This window comes from Streptomyces sp. NPDC093094 (assembly GCF_044754345.1).
Classification (GTDB): domain Bacteria; phylum Actinomycetota; class Actinomycetes; order Streptomycetales; family Streptomycetaceae; genus Streptomyces.
Window position 1 is genome coordinate 179,556 of the sequence record NZ_JBIVOX010000004.1, and the last position, 16,723, is coordinate 196,278.

Genomic DNA, 16,723 nt, shown 5'->3' on the forward strand with positions numbered 1-16,723 from the left:
GCCGCCCTCGGGCCCGGCTGCGGGCAGGGCGGCCGGCTCAGGCGGGGGAGGTCTCGTCGTGTTCGCCGTCGGTGCCGGCGGCGAGCAGTTCGTAGGTCTCCGTCAGCATGAGCAGCCGGGCGGGCTGGTGCCGGAGGCCGGTGACGCTGAGGGAGCCGCCCTGGGCCTGGAGGTGGCGCCGCAGCTTGAGCAGCAGGTTCAGGCCGCTGGAGTCCATGAAGGAGACGTCGGACAGGTCCATCTGCAGCAGGACGCATCCGGGCAGGACGAGGGACGTGGTCCGGGCGATCTCGGCGCTTGTCCTGCGGTCCATGTCCCCGGCGACGGTGATGACCGTGCGGTGGGGGTGGTGCTGGGTCGTGGTGGTGAGGCCGTTCATGGTCCGCCCCCCGAATCCGGGGTCGAGCCCATCACGCCCCGGCAGGGAGGCGTCAAGCACGCGGCGTGGGGCCGCGTACAGCCGGGCAGGGCAACCCGTACCGCGTCCCGGCCACGGTACGGGCCGTCGGGGCGGCGCGGGGTCTCCCACCGGACCAGGCTGGTTGTCCTTGCAGCGTGACACAGATGCCGCGCCCCCGGCCGGCCCGCCTCCCGCCGCCCGGCCGGCCCGCCTCCCGCCGCCCGGTCGGCCCGCCTCCCGCCGCCCGGCCGGTTCGGGAGCGATGACCGGCCGGACTCGACGGTGCCGGCCGCCGAAGGGTCCGGGATCCACGTCGGAGGCCGTTGTGGGCCGAGGCGCTCCGGTGCCCGCCTCCCGGAGGCGGCGGAACCGGCGGGCGAGCGCGGCCGTGCCGCACGAGTGCCCCGGCACAGCGGACATGACGACGCTGTCAGGCGAACGGACTGCGCGCCAGCTCGGAGAGCAGATGGGCCGGGTCGTCGAAAACGGCGTCGGCACCGGCCTTCTCCAGGTCCGCGCGGGCGACGCCGCCGCACAGCAGGGCCACGCACGGCACCCCGGCGCGGGTGCCCGCCTGCATGTCCCACACGGTGTCGCCGACGAACACGGCGCGTTCCGCCGGTACGCCGGCCAGTTCCAGTGCCCGTTCGACGGGCTCGGGTGCCGGTTTGCCCGCGGAGACGTCGTCGGCGCTCGCCGTCGCCTCGACGGCGTCGTCCGCGTCGATCGCCCGCCGCAGCGCGGACAGTTCGTCGTCCCCGGCCGATGTGGCCAGGACGACCGTCCAGGCGTCGTCGGCCAGCCGCCGCAGCAGGCGTCCTGCGTCCGGCAGCGCGGTCAGCCGCCCGAAGTACTGGGCGTACAGGACCTTGTGGGCGGTGCTGAGGTCCCGCACCTCGTCAGGGGCCGGGGGCGCCTTGCCGTCCTCCCCGAGCAGATGGGCGACAAGGTCCTCGGATCCGAGGCCGATCGCCCGGTGGATCGCGTGCGTCGGCACCGCGTGCCCGGCCTGGCGGAACGCCTCCCACCAGGTGACCACATGCAGATGATTGGTGTCGGCGAGGGTCCCGTCGACGTCGAACACGGCTGCCCGTTCCATGGCGGTCAGACCTCTCGCTTCTCCAGCGGCCGGACGGCGGGACCCTGGAGGACACGGCCGTCCGGGGCGAAGCGGGAGCCGTGGCAGGGGCATTCCCATGCCTGCTCCGCGCGGTTGAAGGCGACGATGCAGCCGAGATGGGTGCAGCGGGCCGAGACGGCGTGGAGCAGGCCGCCGCCGTCCCGGTGGAAGGCGTACCGGTGCCCGCCCACCCGCAGGACGGCACCGTCCCCCGGTGCGAGCTCCTCGGGAGAGGGCGTCGTCACGGACGGCAGCCGGTCGCCGACGAAGTGCTGGGCCACATGGGCCTGGTTCTTCAGGAACGACCATCCCTCGCGGACCACGGAGCCCAGCCGGCGCGGGTCGTACAGGTCCGCCCACTCGGGCTTCCGGCCCTCGACGAGGTCGGCGATCAGCTCGCCCGCCATGATGCCGCCGCTCAGGCCCCAGCCGCCGAATCCCGTGGCCACGTAGGCGTGGTGGCTGCCCGGGTGGAGCGGTCCGACGAGGGGGACGGAGTCGGTGGAGTCGTTGTCCTGGGTGGCCCAGCGATGGCTGAGAGCCAGCCCCGGGAAGCGGCTCTCGGCCCAGGCGGCGAGACGGCCGAAGCGTTCCTCGACGTCGGCGGTGCCGGGGGTGAAGTGCTCCCCGGCGACGATCAGCAGACGTGTGCCGTCGGTGTGGGGCGCGCTGCGCACGGACCGGGTGTTCTGCTCGGTGGTGATGTACATGTCGCGCGGGGCCCGGTCCGCGCCGAGGGTTCCCGCGACGACCAGTTCGCGGCGCGGGGAGAGCCGGGTGAAGAGCAGCGCCCGGTCGAAGACGGGGTGGTGCGTGGCGACCACGACCTCGCGCGCCCGCACCCGCACACCCGCGTCGGTCGTCAGGACACAGGGTGTGCCTTCGGTGAGGCCGGTGACGCGGGTCCCCTCGTGGACGATGCCGCCGCGCCGACGCAGCTCCTCCGTCAGGCCGAGCAGGTACTTCACGGGATGGAACTGCGCCTGGCCGGTCACCCGCACCGCTCCGGCGACCGGGTAGGGCAGTTCTGTGCCGGTGACGAACCCGGCCGGCAGACCGGCCTCGCGCGCCGCCTCGGCTTCCGCCCGGAGCTGCGGGACGTGCCGCGGATCCTCGGCGTACGTGCAGGCCGCCGCTTCCTCCCAGGCGCACTCGATCCCCACTTCCTCGACGGTCTCGGCGGCACGGCGGATCGCCGCCGACTGCGAGTGGGCGTACAGCCGTGCGCCTTCGCGGCCGCGGGTGCGGCGGAGACGGTCGTACACGAGGGTGTGCAGCGCGGTCAGCTTGGCCGTCGTGCGGCCGGTGACCCCGCCCGCGATCCGGCCCGCCTCCAGAACGGCCACCTCGTGACCGCGCCGGACCAGCTCCCACGCCGTGCTGAGTCCTGCCATGCCGCCGCCGACCACCGCGACGTCGACGGCGAGGTCGCGGGACGGCGGGGGAGCGGGCTCGCCGCCCGGCGCGGTTTCGAGCCAGTACGACCCCGGGAGTTCCTGCTGAGCGTTCATGGCTGCCGAGTGCCCGTCCTGCCGGAGTGACACGCGCGACCCGACGCACGGCACCGAAGGGTGCTTTCAGGCGGTTTCGCGCGATTCGTACGCGGGGACCCGCCACGGACAGCGTCAGCCGCCCCAGCCGCCCCGGTCGAGCGGGCCGCAGTGGCGCGGAAGGAGAGACCGTGAAGGCCGCCGTGTACGAAGGACCGCGTACCGTGACCGTCAAGGAGGTGCCCGACGCGAGGATCGAGCACCCCTGCGACATCCTCGTCAAGATCACCACCACCAACATCTGCGGCTCGGACCTGCACATGTACGAGGGGCGTACGTCCTTCGAGACGGGCCGCAGCATGGGGCACGAGAACCTCGGCGAAGTGGTCGAGGTCGGCTCCGCCGTCAGCAAGGTCGAGGTCGGCGACCACGTCGTCCTGCCGTTCAACGTCGCCTGCGGTTTCTGCAAGCAGTGCGAACAAGGTCTCACCAACTACTGCCTGACCATGCAGCCGGAACCCTCGCTGGCCGGAGCCGCCTACGGATTCGCCGAGATGGGGCCGTACCAAGGGGGCCAGGCCGAATATCTGCGCGTCCCCTACGGCGACTTCAACGCCCTGCGCCTGGGCGAGGACGCCGTCGAGCGGCAGAACGACTACGTCATGCTCGCCGACGTCTTCCCGACCGGCTATCACGCCACCGAGATGGCGGGTGTCTCCCCCGGCGACCAGACCCTCGTCTACGGTGCCGGGCCGGTCGGACTGATGGCCGCGTACTCGGCGATGCTCAGGGGCGCCGGCCGGGTGTGGGTCGCCGACCACCAGCAGGACCGGCTGCGCAAGGCCGAGGAGATCGGCGCCGTCGCGATCGACACGACCAGGGAGGACCCGGCCGAAGTCGTGAAGGAGGCCACGCTCGGGCTCGGCGCCGACAACGGCTGCGAGTGCGTCGGCTACCAGGCCCACGACCCGGGCGGACAGGAGGACGCGGCCCTCACCCTGAACGGACTGATCGACAGCGTCCGCTTCACCGGTTCTCTGGGTGTGGTCGGCGTCTTCCTCCCGGAGGACCCCGGCGCCGCCGAGGCCCAGGGCGAACTGGCGGCCCAGGGCAGGATTCCGTTCGACTACGGGCTGATGTGGTTCAAGGGCCAGCGCATGGGCACCGGCCAGGCTCCGGTGAAGAGGTACAACCGCGCCCTGCGCGACCTGATCGCCTCCGGCAGGGCCGAGCCCGGTTTCATCGTCTCGCACGAACTGAGCCTCGACGAGGCGCCGTCGGCCTACGCACACTTCGACAACCGTGACGAGGGCTGGACCAAGGTGGTCCTGCACCCCGACGGCCACGGCTGAGACGGCCGCATCGGACGGCCGCTTCGGGGAACCCGTCGTCCTGACCGGTGCACGGCACGAGAGGCGGCCGAGGGGCCGGATCCCCTCGGCGGTCCGAGCCGCGGCGCGACCGCAGGGACGGCGGAGCACCCGCGGCCCGGCGGCCCGGTCGTCCCTGACGCGAGGAGGAACGGAATGCCTGCCGGATCGAGTTCCAAGCGCGAACGACAGTACGAACACATCAAGGAGAGCGCCCAGGACCGGGGCGAGTCCGCCGGACGGGCCAAGGAGATCGCCGCGCGGACCGTCAACAAGGAACGGGCGAGGGCGGGGGAGTCGAGGACGGCGAGCAGGACCTCGACCCGTGACCCCAAGTCCGCGTCCCAGCGCGGCGGGCAGCGCTCGCACAGCGGGGCGCAGGGACCTACCAGGGACCAGCTGTACGAAGAGGCGAAGAAGCGCAACATCCACGGCCGCTCCTCGATGTCGAAGAAGCAGCTGGCGGACGCCCTCGGACGGTGACGCGCGGCGCGTCCCACAACGCGTCGGTCCAAAGGAGTCGGCCGTGGCCGCAGAGGGAATGATCCGGAGCGTCGCACGGCGCGGTGCTTCTCGACCTGGCATCGTGACGTGGCCGGACAGGCCGAGGAGGCCGCTGTTCGTCTGCGGGCCCTGAGTGGCAGGACGCCTCGGCATGTCCGGTACGAGCTGGCAGGTGCAGAGGCGGGCAGGGCCGGAGTCGCGCGTGACCGGGGGTGACCGATGTCGGCGACAGGTCGGCGGTGGTGGCGGAGCAGGAAGGGATCCGACCGGCAAGGCTCTCGCGACCTCGGCGAGACGATCCGCACGCCCGTTCCCCCTGGGAGCCCCCATCTCGTCGCGGTCGTCGGCCCGCAGGCCGGCACCGGCAGGACGACGACGGTCGTCGGTCTCGGCGCCGTCCTCGCTTCCGAGCGGGACGACCAGGTCATCGCGGTGGACGCCGATGACGGCACGCTGGGCCGCTACGCCCCCGCCCTCGACAACGGTTCCTCCTTACGGAACGTGGCCGCCCGTCTCGGCGAAGACGGTTTCGGCCTGGGGGAGTTCATCGCCGGCGGAGCTCTCGGACTGAAGATCCTCTCCGGCGGGGCGGGCACCGGCGCGCAGGGTGGACCGCTCGACGCCGTCTCGTACAGCGCCCTCCTCACGGCCCTCCGCTCCTACGGCGTCGTCCTGAGCGATTGCGCCACCGGCGTGGACCACCTCACCACCTTCGTCGCACTGACCGGGTCCGACCAGCAGATATTCGTCAGCAGCCTGTCCGAGTCCAGTGTCGCCGCCACCGTCGATGCCCTGGCCACCTACCGTTACCTCGCCGAGCGCAGCCATGTGGTCCTGACGGATGTCCGCGACAGCGGGACGCAACTCGATGCCCGTGAAGCTGCCGAGCGGCTGAGGGAATCCTGCCGCAGCGTCGTCGTGGTGCCGTTCGACGAACACCTCGCGAACGGTGGCCTCGTGGACCTGGAACGTGTGCAGGAGGCCACCCGGGAGGCGTACCGCGAACTGGCGGCAGCCGTCGCGGAGGGGTTCTCCCGGACGAAGCACCGGGGAGCCGGTGGGCCGGGCGCAGACCCGCACTTCCTCCCGCGAGGACCATGGCAGGGGGACGGACCGTACACGGAGGGCCCGCCCGAGCGACCTGCTGGACCTGGCGGACCTGCTGGACCTGGCGGACCTGGCGGACCTGGCGGACCTGCTGGACTTGGCGGCCGGGGTGCCGGCCCCGTCGGCGGTGCGGACGCCGCCGTCGGTGCGGACGCGGCCCGCCGTCGCCCCGATGCGGACGACTTCGTTCCCACCGGTTCGGGAATGCCTCCGATGCCGCCGCCCGGTTGGCTGCCCGCCGAACCGCCGTCGGGTTCACCGCAGCGGCACGGGACGGACCCGTCGGCGCAGTTGCCGTCGAGGTCCCCGCACGGCGGCGACGAGCCGGACCGCGCCACCCGGGTGTCGCAGGTCTCCGCCCCGCAGGGGCCCGGCGAGGAGCCTACGCCGCTGTACGACGCGCTGGTGGCCGACTGGTTCCGGGGGCGCGGGGAACAGCGGCCCGACAGCGGCCCCGCTCCGGCACCGCAGCGGCCCCGGACCCCGCACGACGTCGCCGGGCAGGCGGAGCAGGGCCGGCGGCCGTCCGAGGGCGGCTTCACCTCCTCCGGCCTGCCGCGCCGGGTGCCGCGGGCGAACTCCGCCCCCGGCAGGGCTCAGCAGCAACAGCAACAGCCTTCCGGACCACAGGTCTCGCGTGCGCCCGAGGACGTACGCGGCCGACTCGCCGATCTGCGGCGTGGCACTGCGCAAGGACGCCGGGCCGGAGTCGGCGCAGGGGGCCGGCACGGCTCACAGGCGGAGGCAGGCCGAAGCGGGGACGCCGGTGTGTCCGGCAGCGGGGGACGGGACGCGGGGAGTCTCGGGGGACGGGGAACGTCCGGTGTCGCCACCGGGACGTCGCAGGCCGGCGGCGCCGTCGGCGACGGCCCGACGAACGGACCTGGACCGGGGGCCGCGGCGCCGTACGGTTCTCCCCCCGTGATCTCACCCGCTCCGTCCATGTCTCCGGCCTATGGCGGCCGGCAGCAGATGTTCCCCGCGATGACCGAGCCCATGGCTCCGGTCCGTTCGCAGGGTCCACCGGCGACGGAGCAGGCTCCGTCGCCGATGCGCGGTTTCCTGGTGGAGGAGGACGACGACACGGGCAGCGCGGGACCGGACCCGAGGCACGCCGCCGGCGACACCGGACCGTCCCGGCACGGCGAGTCCGCACGCGGTCCGGCCACGACGGCGTCCCGGCCCCGGGCCGAGTCGCCGCACGCGGCTCCCGCAGGCGGGGGAGAGGGGGTGTCCGAACCACATCACCTGACTGCCGAGCTGGCGGAGCAGGCCGCCCCGGACCGGGAGGTCCCGCTCCACGTACAGATCACCCGGGAGCCGGGCCAAGGCCAGGGCAGCGTCCTCATGAGGCCGTTCTCCGTACCCGAGGAGGGCGCACGGCTGACGATCACCGTGACCGCGCAGGGCCTGCGCGCGCTGGGCGATCTCACGCAGGAACTCACCGTGTACCCGGGGCGGGATTCCGATGTCCTGTACTTCGGTCTGCGCACGATGGCCCCGGGCCTCCATCACGTGACGGTCCGCGCCTTCCGCAGAGGCACCTATCTGGGAGCCGTACATCTGCAGATCTCGGTGACCGAGGGCGGGGTGACCAGGGACGGTCCGCGACGGCGCGCGGTGCTGCCGGGCATCGCCTTCGAGCCGGGGGAGGCCACACTCCAGGTCCACCGCGCCGAGGACGGCTCGTTCAGTTTTCAGTTGCTGAGCGAGACCTGCTATCCCCCGGAACTGTTCCGGTACCGCGGAGGTGACCCGAGCGAGGCGACCGAGCAGATCTACGACCAGCTGCGTGAGGCAGCCGGCCGAGCCGGAGGCGCCTCGCGCACCGACGCGGCCGGGCTGCGCAGACGTCTGAAGAACGAGGGCGTCCAGCTGTGGTCGTCGGCCGTTCCGGAGGCGGTACAGCGGCAGTTCTGGGAACAGGCCGACCGGATCACTTCCTTCACGGTGCTCGGCGAGCACGACTTCGTGCCCTGGGAGCTCCTCTACCCGCTCGACAAGGACCACGACAACGGCTTTCTCGCCGAGTGGCTGCCCGTCGTGCGCCGTGTCTTCCGCCAGGACCGCGTCCACCGGATCGCCGTCCCGGGCGCCGCCTTCGTCATGCCGCCGGATTCACCGGCGGAGGCGCAGCTGGAGATAACCGAACTGCGCGATCTGCTCGGGAAGGACGTGGTGGACGCGGGACTGTTCACCGAACGCGAGGCGCTCACCGACCTGGTCGAGCGCGGCCACGCCGGCCTCCTGCACTTCGCCTGCCACAACGCCTTCTCCCGGTCCGGATCCCGGGTGCGGATGGCCGACGGACACTTCACGCCCCGTGACCTCGCGACCGCCGCGCAGACCGGCAGCCTGCGTGACCATCAGCCGCTCGTGTTCTTCAACGCCTGTCGCAGCGCGGGTGAGATTCCCTGGTTCAGCGACACGGTCGGGTGGGCCCAGGCTTTCCTGCAGGCCGGCGCCGGGGCGTTCGTCGGCACGCTCTGGCCGGTGCGGTCCGACTCGGCCGTGCAGTTCGCGAAGACCTTCTACGGACAGCTCCTCGACGCCGGCCGGCCCCTGGGACAGGCATCGCTGGCCGCCCGCCGAGCCACCCGGGCCCTGCACGGTGACCCGACCTGGCTCGCGTACGCGGTCTACGGCAGCCCGGCCGCCACCGCGACGCTCCGAGGGTCTTCCTGAACGGAGACGCGCCCGCCGCCGGATCCGGGCGGCACCGATCCGCGCGTCGCGCGGGAGCGAGAGGCCCCTGCGGGGAAGCCGGGGCCGGGGTGGCCCGGTCAGGTGTCGGTCCCGGGCACCAGGACGAGGTCGAAGGTCATGCTCGTCCACGGCCGGTGCGGGTGTGTCCCGTCGGGGGCCGGGCCGGCGGCGTGACGCTCGGCCTCCACCACGAGGCTGTCCCTGACGCCGAACACGGCGTCGTCCGCGAGATGGGGGTCACCGGCCACGAAGAGGTGGGTGACCAGGGTGCGGTGGCCTGGCGCGGTGGCCTTGAAGTGCAGGTGCGCGGGCCGCATCGGGCCACGGCCCGCGGCCGTGAGCAGGTCGCCGACCGGGCCGTCGTGGGGGATGGGGTACGGCGTCGGCAGCACCGTCCAGAAGCGGTACGAGCCGTCGGGGGCCGTCCGCAGCCGGCCGCGGCCCGCGGAGCGGCCGGCGGAGTACTGGACGTCGTAGAAGCCGTCCTCGTCGGCTCCCCAGACGTGCAGGAGCGCACCGTCGACCGGGCCGCCGTCCAGTGACCGCACCTGGCCGGACACGAAGCAGGGGGTGCCCTTCGCCCCCCGTGCGAGGTCACCGCCGAGCGGGATCTCGGGGGCGTCGTCGGTGTAGAACGGCCCCAGCACGGTCGCCTCCGTCGCTCCGGGTGTCCTCGGCTGGTTGACGGCGACGGTGAGCATGGACAGGCCCAGGACGTCGGACAGGAGGATGAACTCCTGGCGGCGGTCGTCGGTGATGTGCCCGGCGCGGGTGAGGAACTCGATCGCCGTCTCCCACTCCCGCTCGGTGAGCCGGACCTCCCGGGTGAAGGCGTGCAGATGACGGACGAGGCTCTGCAGGACCTCGCGCAGCCGGGGGGCGGCCGCCCGGCCGAAGCCGGCGACGACCTCGTCGGTCAGGGCCCGTTCCCGGTCGGCGGCCGTGCCGTGGTCGGTGCTCATGAGTCCTCCGTGGCGGGAGCCGTTCCGGCCCATGCGGCGTGCAGCAGGGTTCTCAGTCCGCCGGTCGTGACGGGGCTCGGGTTGTCGGCGGGTGCGAGCGCCAGGACGTCGTCGAGGACGGTGTCCACGTCGGCCTCGCGCAGTCCCAGTTCCCTCAGGCCCGCGGGAACACCGAGCTCGCGGCCGAGCCGGTGCAGCGCCCGGGCGGGGTCGTCCTGACCGAGCGCGGAGGCGATGCGGGACATGGCCCCGGGTGCCCCGGAGGCGTTGAAGGCCAGCACGTGGGGCAGCACGATCGCGTGGGTCTCGGCGTGGGGCAGGCCGAACGCCCCGCCCAGCACGTGGCAGATCTTGTGGTGCAGCCCGGATCCGGCGACGGCGAACGCCGAGCCGGCGAGGTAGGCGCCGAGGAGCAGGGCGGCCCGGGCGTCGCCGTCGGCGGGGTCGGCGGCGACGGCGGGCAGACCGGCCGCGAGGTGCCGGATGCCGTCCGCGGCGACAGCGCTCGACACCGGGTTGCGGCGGGGGGCCCAGAACGCCTCGACGCAGTGGGCCATGGCGTTGAGGCCGCTGGCCACCGACAGGCGCGGAGGCAGGGTCAGGGTCAGGTCGGGATCGTAGACGACGGTGCGCGGGAGCACCCGCGGGTCCGTGCCGGTGGTCTTGCGGCTTCCCTCCGTCAGGCCCCACACCGGTGTCACCTCGGACCCGGCGTAGGTGGTGGGTACGGCCACGATCGGCAGCCCGGTGGTCAGCGCGACCGCCTTGGCGGTGCCCGTGGTCGACCCGCCGCCCACGGACAGCACCAGGTCGGCTCCGGCCGCCGCTGCGCGGGCGCGCTCGGCGACCTCGACCGGGACGTGCGGGCGGACCCCGGAGAACGTGGCCGCGACCCGGTCGGCGAACGGGGCGCACAGCTCCCGGGCCGGGCCGGCTCCGGCGGCGGACGTGACGAGCAGGACGCGGGTGGCCCCGAAGGCGCCGACCTCGGCGGCCAGAGCGTTGCGCGCGGCGCCGGGCCCGAAGACCACGCGGCCGGGCAGGGCGTCGTGGACGAAGGTGCTCATCGGGCCTCCTCCTCGGGAAGGACTGCGGGCCGGCGGCGCCGGCCCGGAACCGGGGCCGGCGTCGTTTCGTGGAGGACCGGGAAGGTTCGCTCCCACTGCTCCGGACTCGTACCCATGGTGCCGATTGTCCTGGCCCCGGCCGACGGCACGCTTCCCGGGACCGGGGCGTCGATCACGTCCGCGGTGGCCGCCGGGCCGGTTCGGCGGCGGTTTGGGGCCGGCGCCCGGCATCGCCCGCCCGGATTGGCCTCCCGGCCCAGTGGCAGGGCCCGGCAATCATGAAATCACTGGCCCACTGACACGTACGACCCGGCGGTGCGGGGATTGCGGACCGCGGTGAGTCGCACTCGACCGCTGCCGTCGGGCAGGCCACACACAGGAGAAGATCATGTCGGACCAGCACGAAAAGCCCACGTCCGCCCTTGTGCGCCGCGCGGTCCTCGCCGGCGGTGTCGGGCTGGCTGGTGCGGGGGTGACGGCGGGCCCTGCCGCCGCGGCGCACTTTCCCGGCCCGGCACCGCGTCCGAAGGACCTGGCCGTCCAGAAGGAGATCGAGACCGTCGTGCTCGCCGAACGGTGGGCCCGCGACATGGCCCGGTGGGACGTCATGGCCGAACAGTTCCATCCCGACTCGCTCGTCGACATCTCCTGGATCCGGACGAGCGGACCCGAGTTCGTCCGCCTCTCGCGGCAGAGCTTCGAGGCCGGCGGACGCAGTTGTCACGTGCTCAGCCCCGTACTGATCCAGGTCGAGGGCAACCGCGCCACCGCGGACACCGGAGTGGTCATAGCCGGGCGCATCAGGGTGGGCGGCGCGGGCGTGTTCCTCACGGCCTGCAGCCGTATCGTGGAGCGACTGGAGAAGCGGGGGTCCGACTGGCGCATCAGCGAGCTGAAGTGCATCTATCAGTTCGACTGCCTGACACCGGAGAACCCCGGTGAGACCGTTGCCCTCGACCCCGGCCGGCTGGCCCGCTACCGGCCGTCCTACTCGGCGCTGTCCTACTGGGTCGAGGAGACGCGGGGAGCTGCCGCCGTGCGCGACGACCTGCCCGGAGTCGACCGGCCCGAGACGATCGAGAACCTCTACGCCGCGAACGACGCCTGGCTCGCCCGGGGCCGCTGACGGCACCACTGCCGCCGAGGGGCGGCGCGGGGGCGATGACGTGCCCGGGACCGGGTGCTCTGCGCCCGGCAGCGCCGGCCCTGCCGGGAGAGCGCCGACACGAGGGCCCCGGACCGGTCCCGGTCCGGGGCCCTCGGCATCCGCCTTGTCCGTCTTCGGCAGCGACGGCGGCGGTCACCGGCCACCGGGGCGCCCCCGGCAGGCGGTCCGCACGGCTCATGACCGTACGCCGGGTGTCCTGGACGACATGGGCGCAGAGGTCCGTGGAGACGCCGGGCGGGGGAGTGCCCGAAGACCGAGGCGATGCCTCGGGTCCCGGCCCCTCTGTGTGACCACCGGGGCCGGCCGGTGCCTCGCGTGCCGTGGCTATCCCGCTGCCGGGTGCGTGGAGTTGAGCGCCCGTATCAGCTGCGGGGTGAGCAGTTCGCCGGCGCGGTCGACGAGGACGGCCATCTCGTAGCCGATCAGGCCGACGTCGCATCCCTCGGCGGCGAGGACGCCGAGGCAGCTGCCGTCGCGGATCCGGCCGACCATGAGGAAGCCGCCGAGCATTTCGATCATGACGAGCTTCATGCCGCGGAAGCCGTGCGCCGCGGCCGCGTTCTGGGCGAGGCTGGTGATACCGGAGACGATCGCGGCGAGGTGGTCGGCGCGATCTCGGCCGAGGTCGTCCGAGGCGGCCATGAGCAGGCCGTCGGCCGAGACGGCGACGGCGTCCGTGACACCGTCGGTGGTGCGTGCGAATTCCGAGATGAGCCAGCCGAAACTCTGGACGGCGGTGGTCACGATGACACTCCTTGGGTGTTTCTGGCCTCGGCACGGGCGACACCTGCTCGGAAGCCGTCGAGCAGGGAGGAGACGGAGGGGCCGGCGGACGGGGGTGCGGCGGGGCTGTCCTGCGCGGGAGCGAGCAGGCGCCCGGGCAGGACGAGGAGCGCGGACAGGCCGCCGCCGGGGGTGTCGAAGAGCTCGACCTGAGCTCCTTCACCGAGGCGGTGGGCGAGCCGGCCGACGACGAGGTGGCCGAGGAACCGGGTGGGCGCGGCGAGCAGGGCTTCCTCGCCGGAGCCGGAGAAGCGGGCGCCCGCACGTTCCTTGTCGGCCCGGGACATGCCGATGCCGTGGTCGACGACGGCGAAGGAGTACGTGCCGTCCTCGGTGTCGTACCAGCCGTGCACCTCGACCGGTTCGGCCGGGGGCGAGAAGTTCAGCCCGTTCTCGATGAGTTCGGCGAGGAGATGGGCGACGTCGGCGACTGCGTGCCCGCGCACCCGCACCGGCTCCACGGCCGCGATCAGAACGCGCTGGTACTGCTCCACCTCGGCCACGGCGGACTGGACGACCTCCAGGCCGTCGGCGGACGCCGCCGTGGGCCGCGGCGGATTCTGCCCCGCCAGGACCAGCAGGCTCTCGGCGTTGCGCCGCATGCGGGTGGCGAGGTGATCGAGCTCGAAGAGCCCGGCGAGGGCGTCCGGGTCGAGTTCCTGCCGTTCGAGGCGGGTGATGAGGCCGAGCTGGCGACGCACGAGGTTCTGGTTGCGGCGGCCGAGGTCGGCCAGCGATGCGGTGGTGTTGCGGCGCAGGCCGGCCTGCTGGGCCGCCAGGTGGAGGGCGGTGTGTTCCACCTGGCGCAGGGATGCCGCGACCTCGGCGATCTCCGCCACGCCACCCAGCAGCTGTGCCTCGGCGGTGTCCGGGGCGTCCGTCCCTGGGAGGTCCTCCCCGTGCTCCTGCGGGGACTGCTGGATGCGGGCGACGGCCGCGGGCAGCCGGTGCCGCGCCACTTCGTGGGCGGCCTCGGCGAGTGCGCCGAGCGGGCGGGTGAGGGAACGCGAGGCGAAGGCGGCGAGGCCCGCGACCAGGGCGGCCACGAGCGCTCCCGCGACGAGGAAGGCGGCGAGACCCAGCTCCGCGTCGTGGCTGAGCCGGTCGGCCCGGTCCCGTACGCCGTCACCGACCGACTGCTGGACCGCGTACAGATCGTCGACGAGCACGGTCATCGCGTCCCACCAGGTGCCGGCGTCGGTGCGGAGCGCGGAGCCGTCGGCGGCGCCTTCCGCTCGATTCTCGTGGGCGGTGGCGCGTCGGGCGTCCACGGTGCCGAAGGCATTCTTCAGGGCCGCGCGCTCGGACGCGGTGGCGACCTGCCGGAAGCGGGTGAGGGCGGCGACGCGCGCGGCGCGCACCTCGGTGAAGGCGATGTACTCGCGGCCGCGGAAGGCGCCTTCGGCGAACACGCCGTTGAGGAGGCCGCGTTCCAGAGCGACCGACTCCTTGGCCAGGGCCAGTTCCCGCAACGCCACCAGACCGTCGCGCAGACGGCGGTCGGCGCGCGTCGCGGTCTCCGCCACCGGGTCGACGGCGTTCAGGGCGTCGACCGCGGCGGTGTAGAAGGCGAGAGCGGCGGTGCGGCCGGCGGTGTCCGAGCCGACGCCGCCCGCGTGGGCGATGCCCTCGTCGGCGGTGGCGCGGACGTCGGCGAGGCGCCGCAGATGCCGTCGGACGACGCTCTCGACGGCCGGCTCGGAACGCATTCCGCGCAGCGCGGTGTCGACGCGTTCACGCGTGGCGGCGAGCGACGGGCGGAACCCCTCCTCACCGCCCAGCAGACCGTTCGTCAGGCCGCGTTCGCGTTGCAGCTGATGCACCAGTGCCTGGATCCGCAGACTGAGGCCGACCTCGGCACGGGTCGTCCGCGCGTCGCCGAGGGCCTCGGCGCGCTCGTGCACGGCCAGACCCGCCACCACCAGCAGTAAGCAGACCGGGACCGTGATGACCACCGCCACACGGCCTTTGACGCTGCGCCAGCCGGGCAGGGGCCGGCGGCCGGGTCTCGTCCGGCCGTCGCGACGGCGCCCCGAACCACCCCTGCCGAACATGCCCTTGCCGATCTCGCCGAGCCTGCCGGGCAGCGGCCGACATGGCGTCCATACCCTCATGTTCCCGACGTTAGCCCGACGGCCGCGGCAGCCGGTTTCCGACCTGTTAGACCCCGTCGGAGCTTCAGTTGCGCCGCCCTCACACGACAGGCCGGGAGAGTGTGACGACGCGGGACAGGAGGGCGCCCGGCGGCCGGGAGGCCGTGCGCAACCGTCCCCGGCCCTCTGTTCCGGCCTTGCTCCACCTATCGAATTTCGATAGATTTCCATCGTAAGTCGTGGGAAGGGTGGGTCATGGGAAAGCTGACAGTGGGTGCGCTGCGCGCCGTGCTCGTGGTGGTGTTCGCCGGCACCGTGTTCGTCCAGGCATTGATGGCGTGGACGTTGGTGAGCGGCAACGACCCGGAGGACGGGTCGCTCCCGCTGACCCCGCTGCGCGTGATGACGATCCTGGGCATGGTGTCGGCGCAGGTCGCCCTGGTCTGCGTAGGGCGGCTGGTGACGATGGTGCGACGCGGCACCGTGTTCTCCCACGCGGCCTTCCGGTACGTGGACGGGATGATCGGCGCGATCGTGGCGGCTGCCCTCGTATGGTTCGCGGTCACGGCCCTCAACGCGCCGGGTCAGCGGGACGACCCGGGCGTCACCGTCATCATGGCCGGGGTCGGCGTGGCCGTCCTGGGGGTCGCACTCATCGTGCTCGTGCTGCGGATGCTGCTCGCCCAGGCCGTCGCACGCGACGCCGAAGCGGCACAGATGCAGGCCGAACTGGACGAGGTGATCTGATGCCGATCGCCGTCGACATCGACGTGATGCTGGCCCGACGCAAGATGTCCGTGGGCGAGCTCGCGGACCGCGTGGGGATCACGCCCGCCAACCTGGCGGTGCTCAAGAACGGCCGCGCCAAGGCGGTGCGCTTCACGACGCTCGCCGCGCTCTGCGAGGTGCTCGACTGCCAGCCGGGCGACCTGCTGCGCTGGGAGGCCGAGGACGCCGCGGGCGCATGAGCCGTGCCCGCCGATGTCGCACCGCCCGAGCGGACTCACCGCGAGTGTCATGGGGGTGCGACATCGCACGTCCTGCCCCGGCGGGGCCACAGGACGGGACGGCCCGGCGGACGGAGCCGGACCGTGCCGTCCCGCGGCCGCCCGTCAGCCGACGACGGCGACCGGGGCGTCCCAGGCGTTGCGGTCGACGGTGATGGTGTGGCCGCCGCGGGTCTCCCTGCTGTTGGCCTTGTACTGGTGGGCGCGGCTGTGGCCGGTGTACAGCCCGGGGTTCCAGGGCCAGTCCCTCGTGGTGGTCTCCTGGTTGTCCCACAGGGCGTACCAGAGGTTGCCCGGCAGGTCCGTGCGGTCCTCGGCGGTGGCGACGGCCTTGGCGCCGGAGCTGCTGAAGCCGTAGAGACCGGCGCGGTAGGTCTTGGCGCGCAGGGTCCTGGTGAAGGACCTGACGTAGGCCAGGGTGGCGTCGTTGCACGCCTTGTCGCCGACGTCGTACGACTCCATGTTGAGGTAGACCGGGCTGCCGGCCTTCATGCCGAGCGCCGACGCCTTGGCGATCGCGTCGGCGGCGTTGCTCGCTCCGACCGAGACCGCGGTGGCCGCGGTGAACCGCTCCTTGTTCCCGCTCCTCTGGCACGGCGGCTGAGCGCCGACGTAGAGGGGAATGACCCGCCAGCCGAGCGAGTCCACCGACTTCACCCAGGACCTGGTCAGGTTGGGCTGGGCGCAGCCGCGGTTCCTGCCGCCGACGTAGACCGCCACACCGCCGTAGAAGCCGTCCCTCTTCCACGCCTTCATCGCGGTGAGCGAGGGTGCCGTGCAGGCGTCGAACGCCCGGCCCGTATAGGTCCGCTGCGCAGGCCACGCCGTGGCGGCCGTCGAGGTCTGCGCGGCGATCCCGGCGCCGGCGAGGACGGCGGCACCCGTCGTCGCCAGGGCTGTGTAGCGGCCTCTTTTGGACAGCCGATGCTTCGGCATTCCCCACCCC

Annotated in this window: 14 protein-coding genes; 6 read left to right on the top strand and 8 right to left on the bottom strand. The window is 73.2% G+C overall.

Annotated features, from left to right (window positions below):
• Positions 1 to 37 precede the first annotated feature (37 nt).
• From ACIQGV_RS09460 to ACIQGV_RS09470, 3 genes are all read right to left on the bottom strand, one after another.
• Positions 38 to 379 carry an STAS domain-containing protein gene (locus ACIQGV_RS09460; protein ID WP_402492695.1) on the bottom strand — a complete coding sequence of 114 codons (342 nt, stop codon included), beginning with the start codon at positions 377 to 379 and terminating at the stop codon, positions 38 to 40.
• Positions 380 to 830: 451 nt separating this feature from the next.
• Positions 831 to 1,499 carry an HAD family hydrolase gene (locus ACIQGV_RS09465; RefSeq protein ID WP_402492696.1) on the bottom strand — a complete coding sequence of 223 codons (669 nt, stop codon included), beginning with the start codon at positions 1,497 to 1,499 and terminating at the stop codon, positions 831 to 833.
• 5 nt (positions 1,500 to 1,504) lie between these two features.
• Positions 1,505 to 3,031: an FAD-dependent oxidoreductase gene (locus tag ACIQGV_RS09470; RefSeq protein WP_402492698.1), complete on the bottom strand. Its 1,527-nt coding sequence runs from the start codon at positions 3,029 to 3,031 to the stop codon at positions 1,505 to 1,507.
• A 170-nt stretch (positions 3,032 to 3,201) separates the two neighbouring features.
• On the opposite strand from ACIQGV_RS09470, the gene ACIQGV_RS09475 reads away from it, so the two are divergent.
• The 3 genes from ACIQGV_RS09475 to ACIQGV_RS09485 all read left to right on the top strand — a co-directional run bounded on the left by ACIQGV_RS09475 (position 3,202) and on the right by ACIQGV_RS09485 (position 8,676).
• On the top strand, positions 3,202 to 4,362 hold the full coding sequence (locus tag ACIQGV_RS09475; RefSeq protein ID WP_402492699.1) for a glutathione-independent formaldehyde dehydrogenase: 1,161 nt from the start codon (positions 3,202 to 3,204) through the stop codon (positions 4,360 to 4,362).
• A gap of 174 nt (positions 4,363 to 4,536) precedes the next feature.
• Positions 4,537 to 4,863 (top strand): plasmid stabilization protein, encoded by a 327-nt coding sequence (locus ACIQGV_RS09480; protein WP_402492701.1) that lies wholly within the window; start codon positions 4,537 to 4,539, stop codon positions 4,861 to 4,863.
• A 240-nt stretch (positions 4,864 to 5,103) separates the two neighbouring features.
• The gene (locus tag ACIQGV_RS09485; RefSeq protein WP_402492703.1) at positions 5,104 to 8,676 is read left to right on the top strand and encodes a CHAT domain-containing protein; all 3,573 of its coding nucleotides are present in this window, start codon (positions 5,104 to 5,106) and stop codon (positions 8,674 to 8,676) included.
• A 98-nt stretch (positions 8,677 to 8,774) separates the two neighbouring features.
• On the opposite strand, the gene ACIQGV_RS09490 is transcribed toward ACIQGV_RS09485, so the two are convergent.
• Positions 8,775 to 9,659, bottom strand: a complete 885-nt coding sequence (locus ACIQGV_RS09490; RefSeq protein ID WP_402492705.1) for a dioxygenase — start codon at positions 9,657 to 9,659, stop codon at positions 8,775 to 8,777.
• Positions 9,656 to 10,726: a maleylacetate reductase gene (locus ACIQGV_RS09495; protein WP_402492707.1), complete on the bottom strand. Its 1,071-nt coding sequence runs from the start codon at positions 10,724 to 10,726 to the stop codon at positions 9,656 to 9,658. Before ACIQGV_RS09495 ends, ACIQGV_RS09490 begins: the two co-directional genes overlap by 4 nt.
• Positions 10,727 to 11,114: 388 nt before the next feature.
• Here ACIQGV_RS09495 and ACIQGV_RS09500 point away from each other — a divergent pair, with 388 nt between their 5' ends.
• Positions 11,115 to 11,852 (top strand): nuclear transport factor 2 family protein, encoded by a 738-nt coding sequence (locus ACIQGV_RS09500; protein WP_402492708.1) that lies wholly within the window; start codon positions 11,115 to 11,117, stop codon positions 11,850 to 11,852.
• Positions 11,853 to 12,218: 366 nt separating this feature from the next.
• Here the strand turns inward: ACIQGV_RS09500 and ACIQGV_RS09505 are convergent, their stop codons facing one another.
• Both ACIQGV_RS09505 and ACIQGV_RS09510 read right to left on the bottom strand, forming a co-directional pair.
• Entirely contained in the window at positions 12,219 to 12,638 is a 420-nt protein-coding gene (locus tag ACIQGV_RS09505) for a roadblock/LC7 domain-containing protein (protein WP_402492710.1), read from the bottom strand.
• A complete protein-coding gene (locus ACIQGV_RS09510) occupies positions 12,635 to 14,791 on the bottom strand; it encodes a nitrate- and nitrite sensing domain-containing protein (protein ID WP_402492712.1) in 2,157 nt (718 codons plus the stop codon). Before ACIQGV_RS09510 ends, ACIQGV_RS09505 begins: the two co-directional genes overlap by 4 nt.
• A 234-nt stretch (positions 14,792 to 15,025) precedes the next feature.
• Here ACIQGV_RS09510 and ACIQGV_RS09515 point away from each other — a divergent pair, with 234 nt between their 5' ends.
• A complete protein-coding gene (locus ACIQGV_RS09515; RefSeq protein WP_402492713.1) occupies positions 15,026 to 15,517 on the top strand; it encodes a DUF2975 domain-containing protein in 492 nt (163 codons plus the stop codon).
• A complete protein-coding gene (locus ACIQGV_RS09520) occupies positions 15,517 to 15,738 on the top strand; it encodes a helix-turn-helix domain-containing protein (RefSeq protein WP_402483933.1) in 222 nt (73 codons plus the stop codon). The genes ACIQGV_RS09515 and ACIQGV_RS09520 overlap by 1 nt, the downstream gene beginning before the upstream one ends.
• 144 nt (positions 15,739 to 15,882) lie before the next feature.
• On the opposite strand, the gene ACIQGV_RS09525 is transcribed toward ACIQGV_RS09520, so the two are convergent.
• Entirely contained in the window at positions 15,883 to 16,713 is an 831-nt protein-coding gene (locus tag ACIQGV_RS09525) for a glycoside hydrolase domain-containing protein (protein WP_402492715.1), read from the bottom strand.
• Positions 16,714 to 16,723 lie beyond the last annotated feature (10 nt).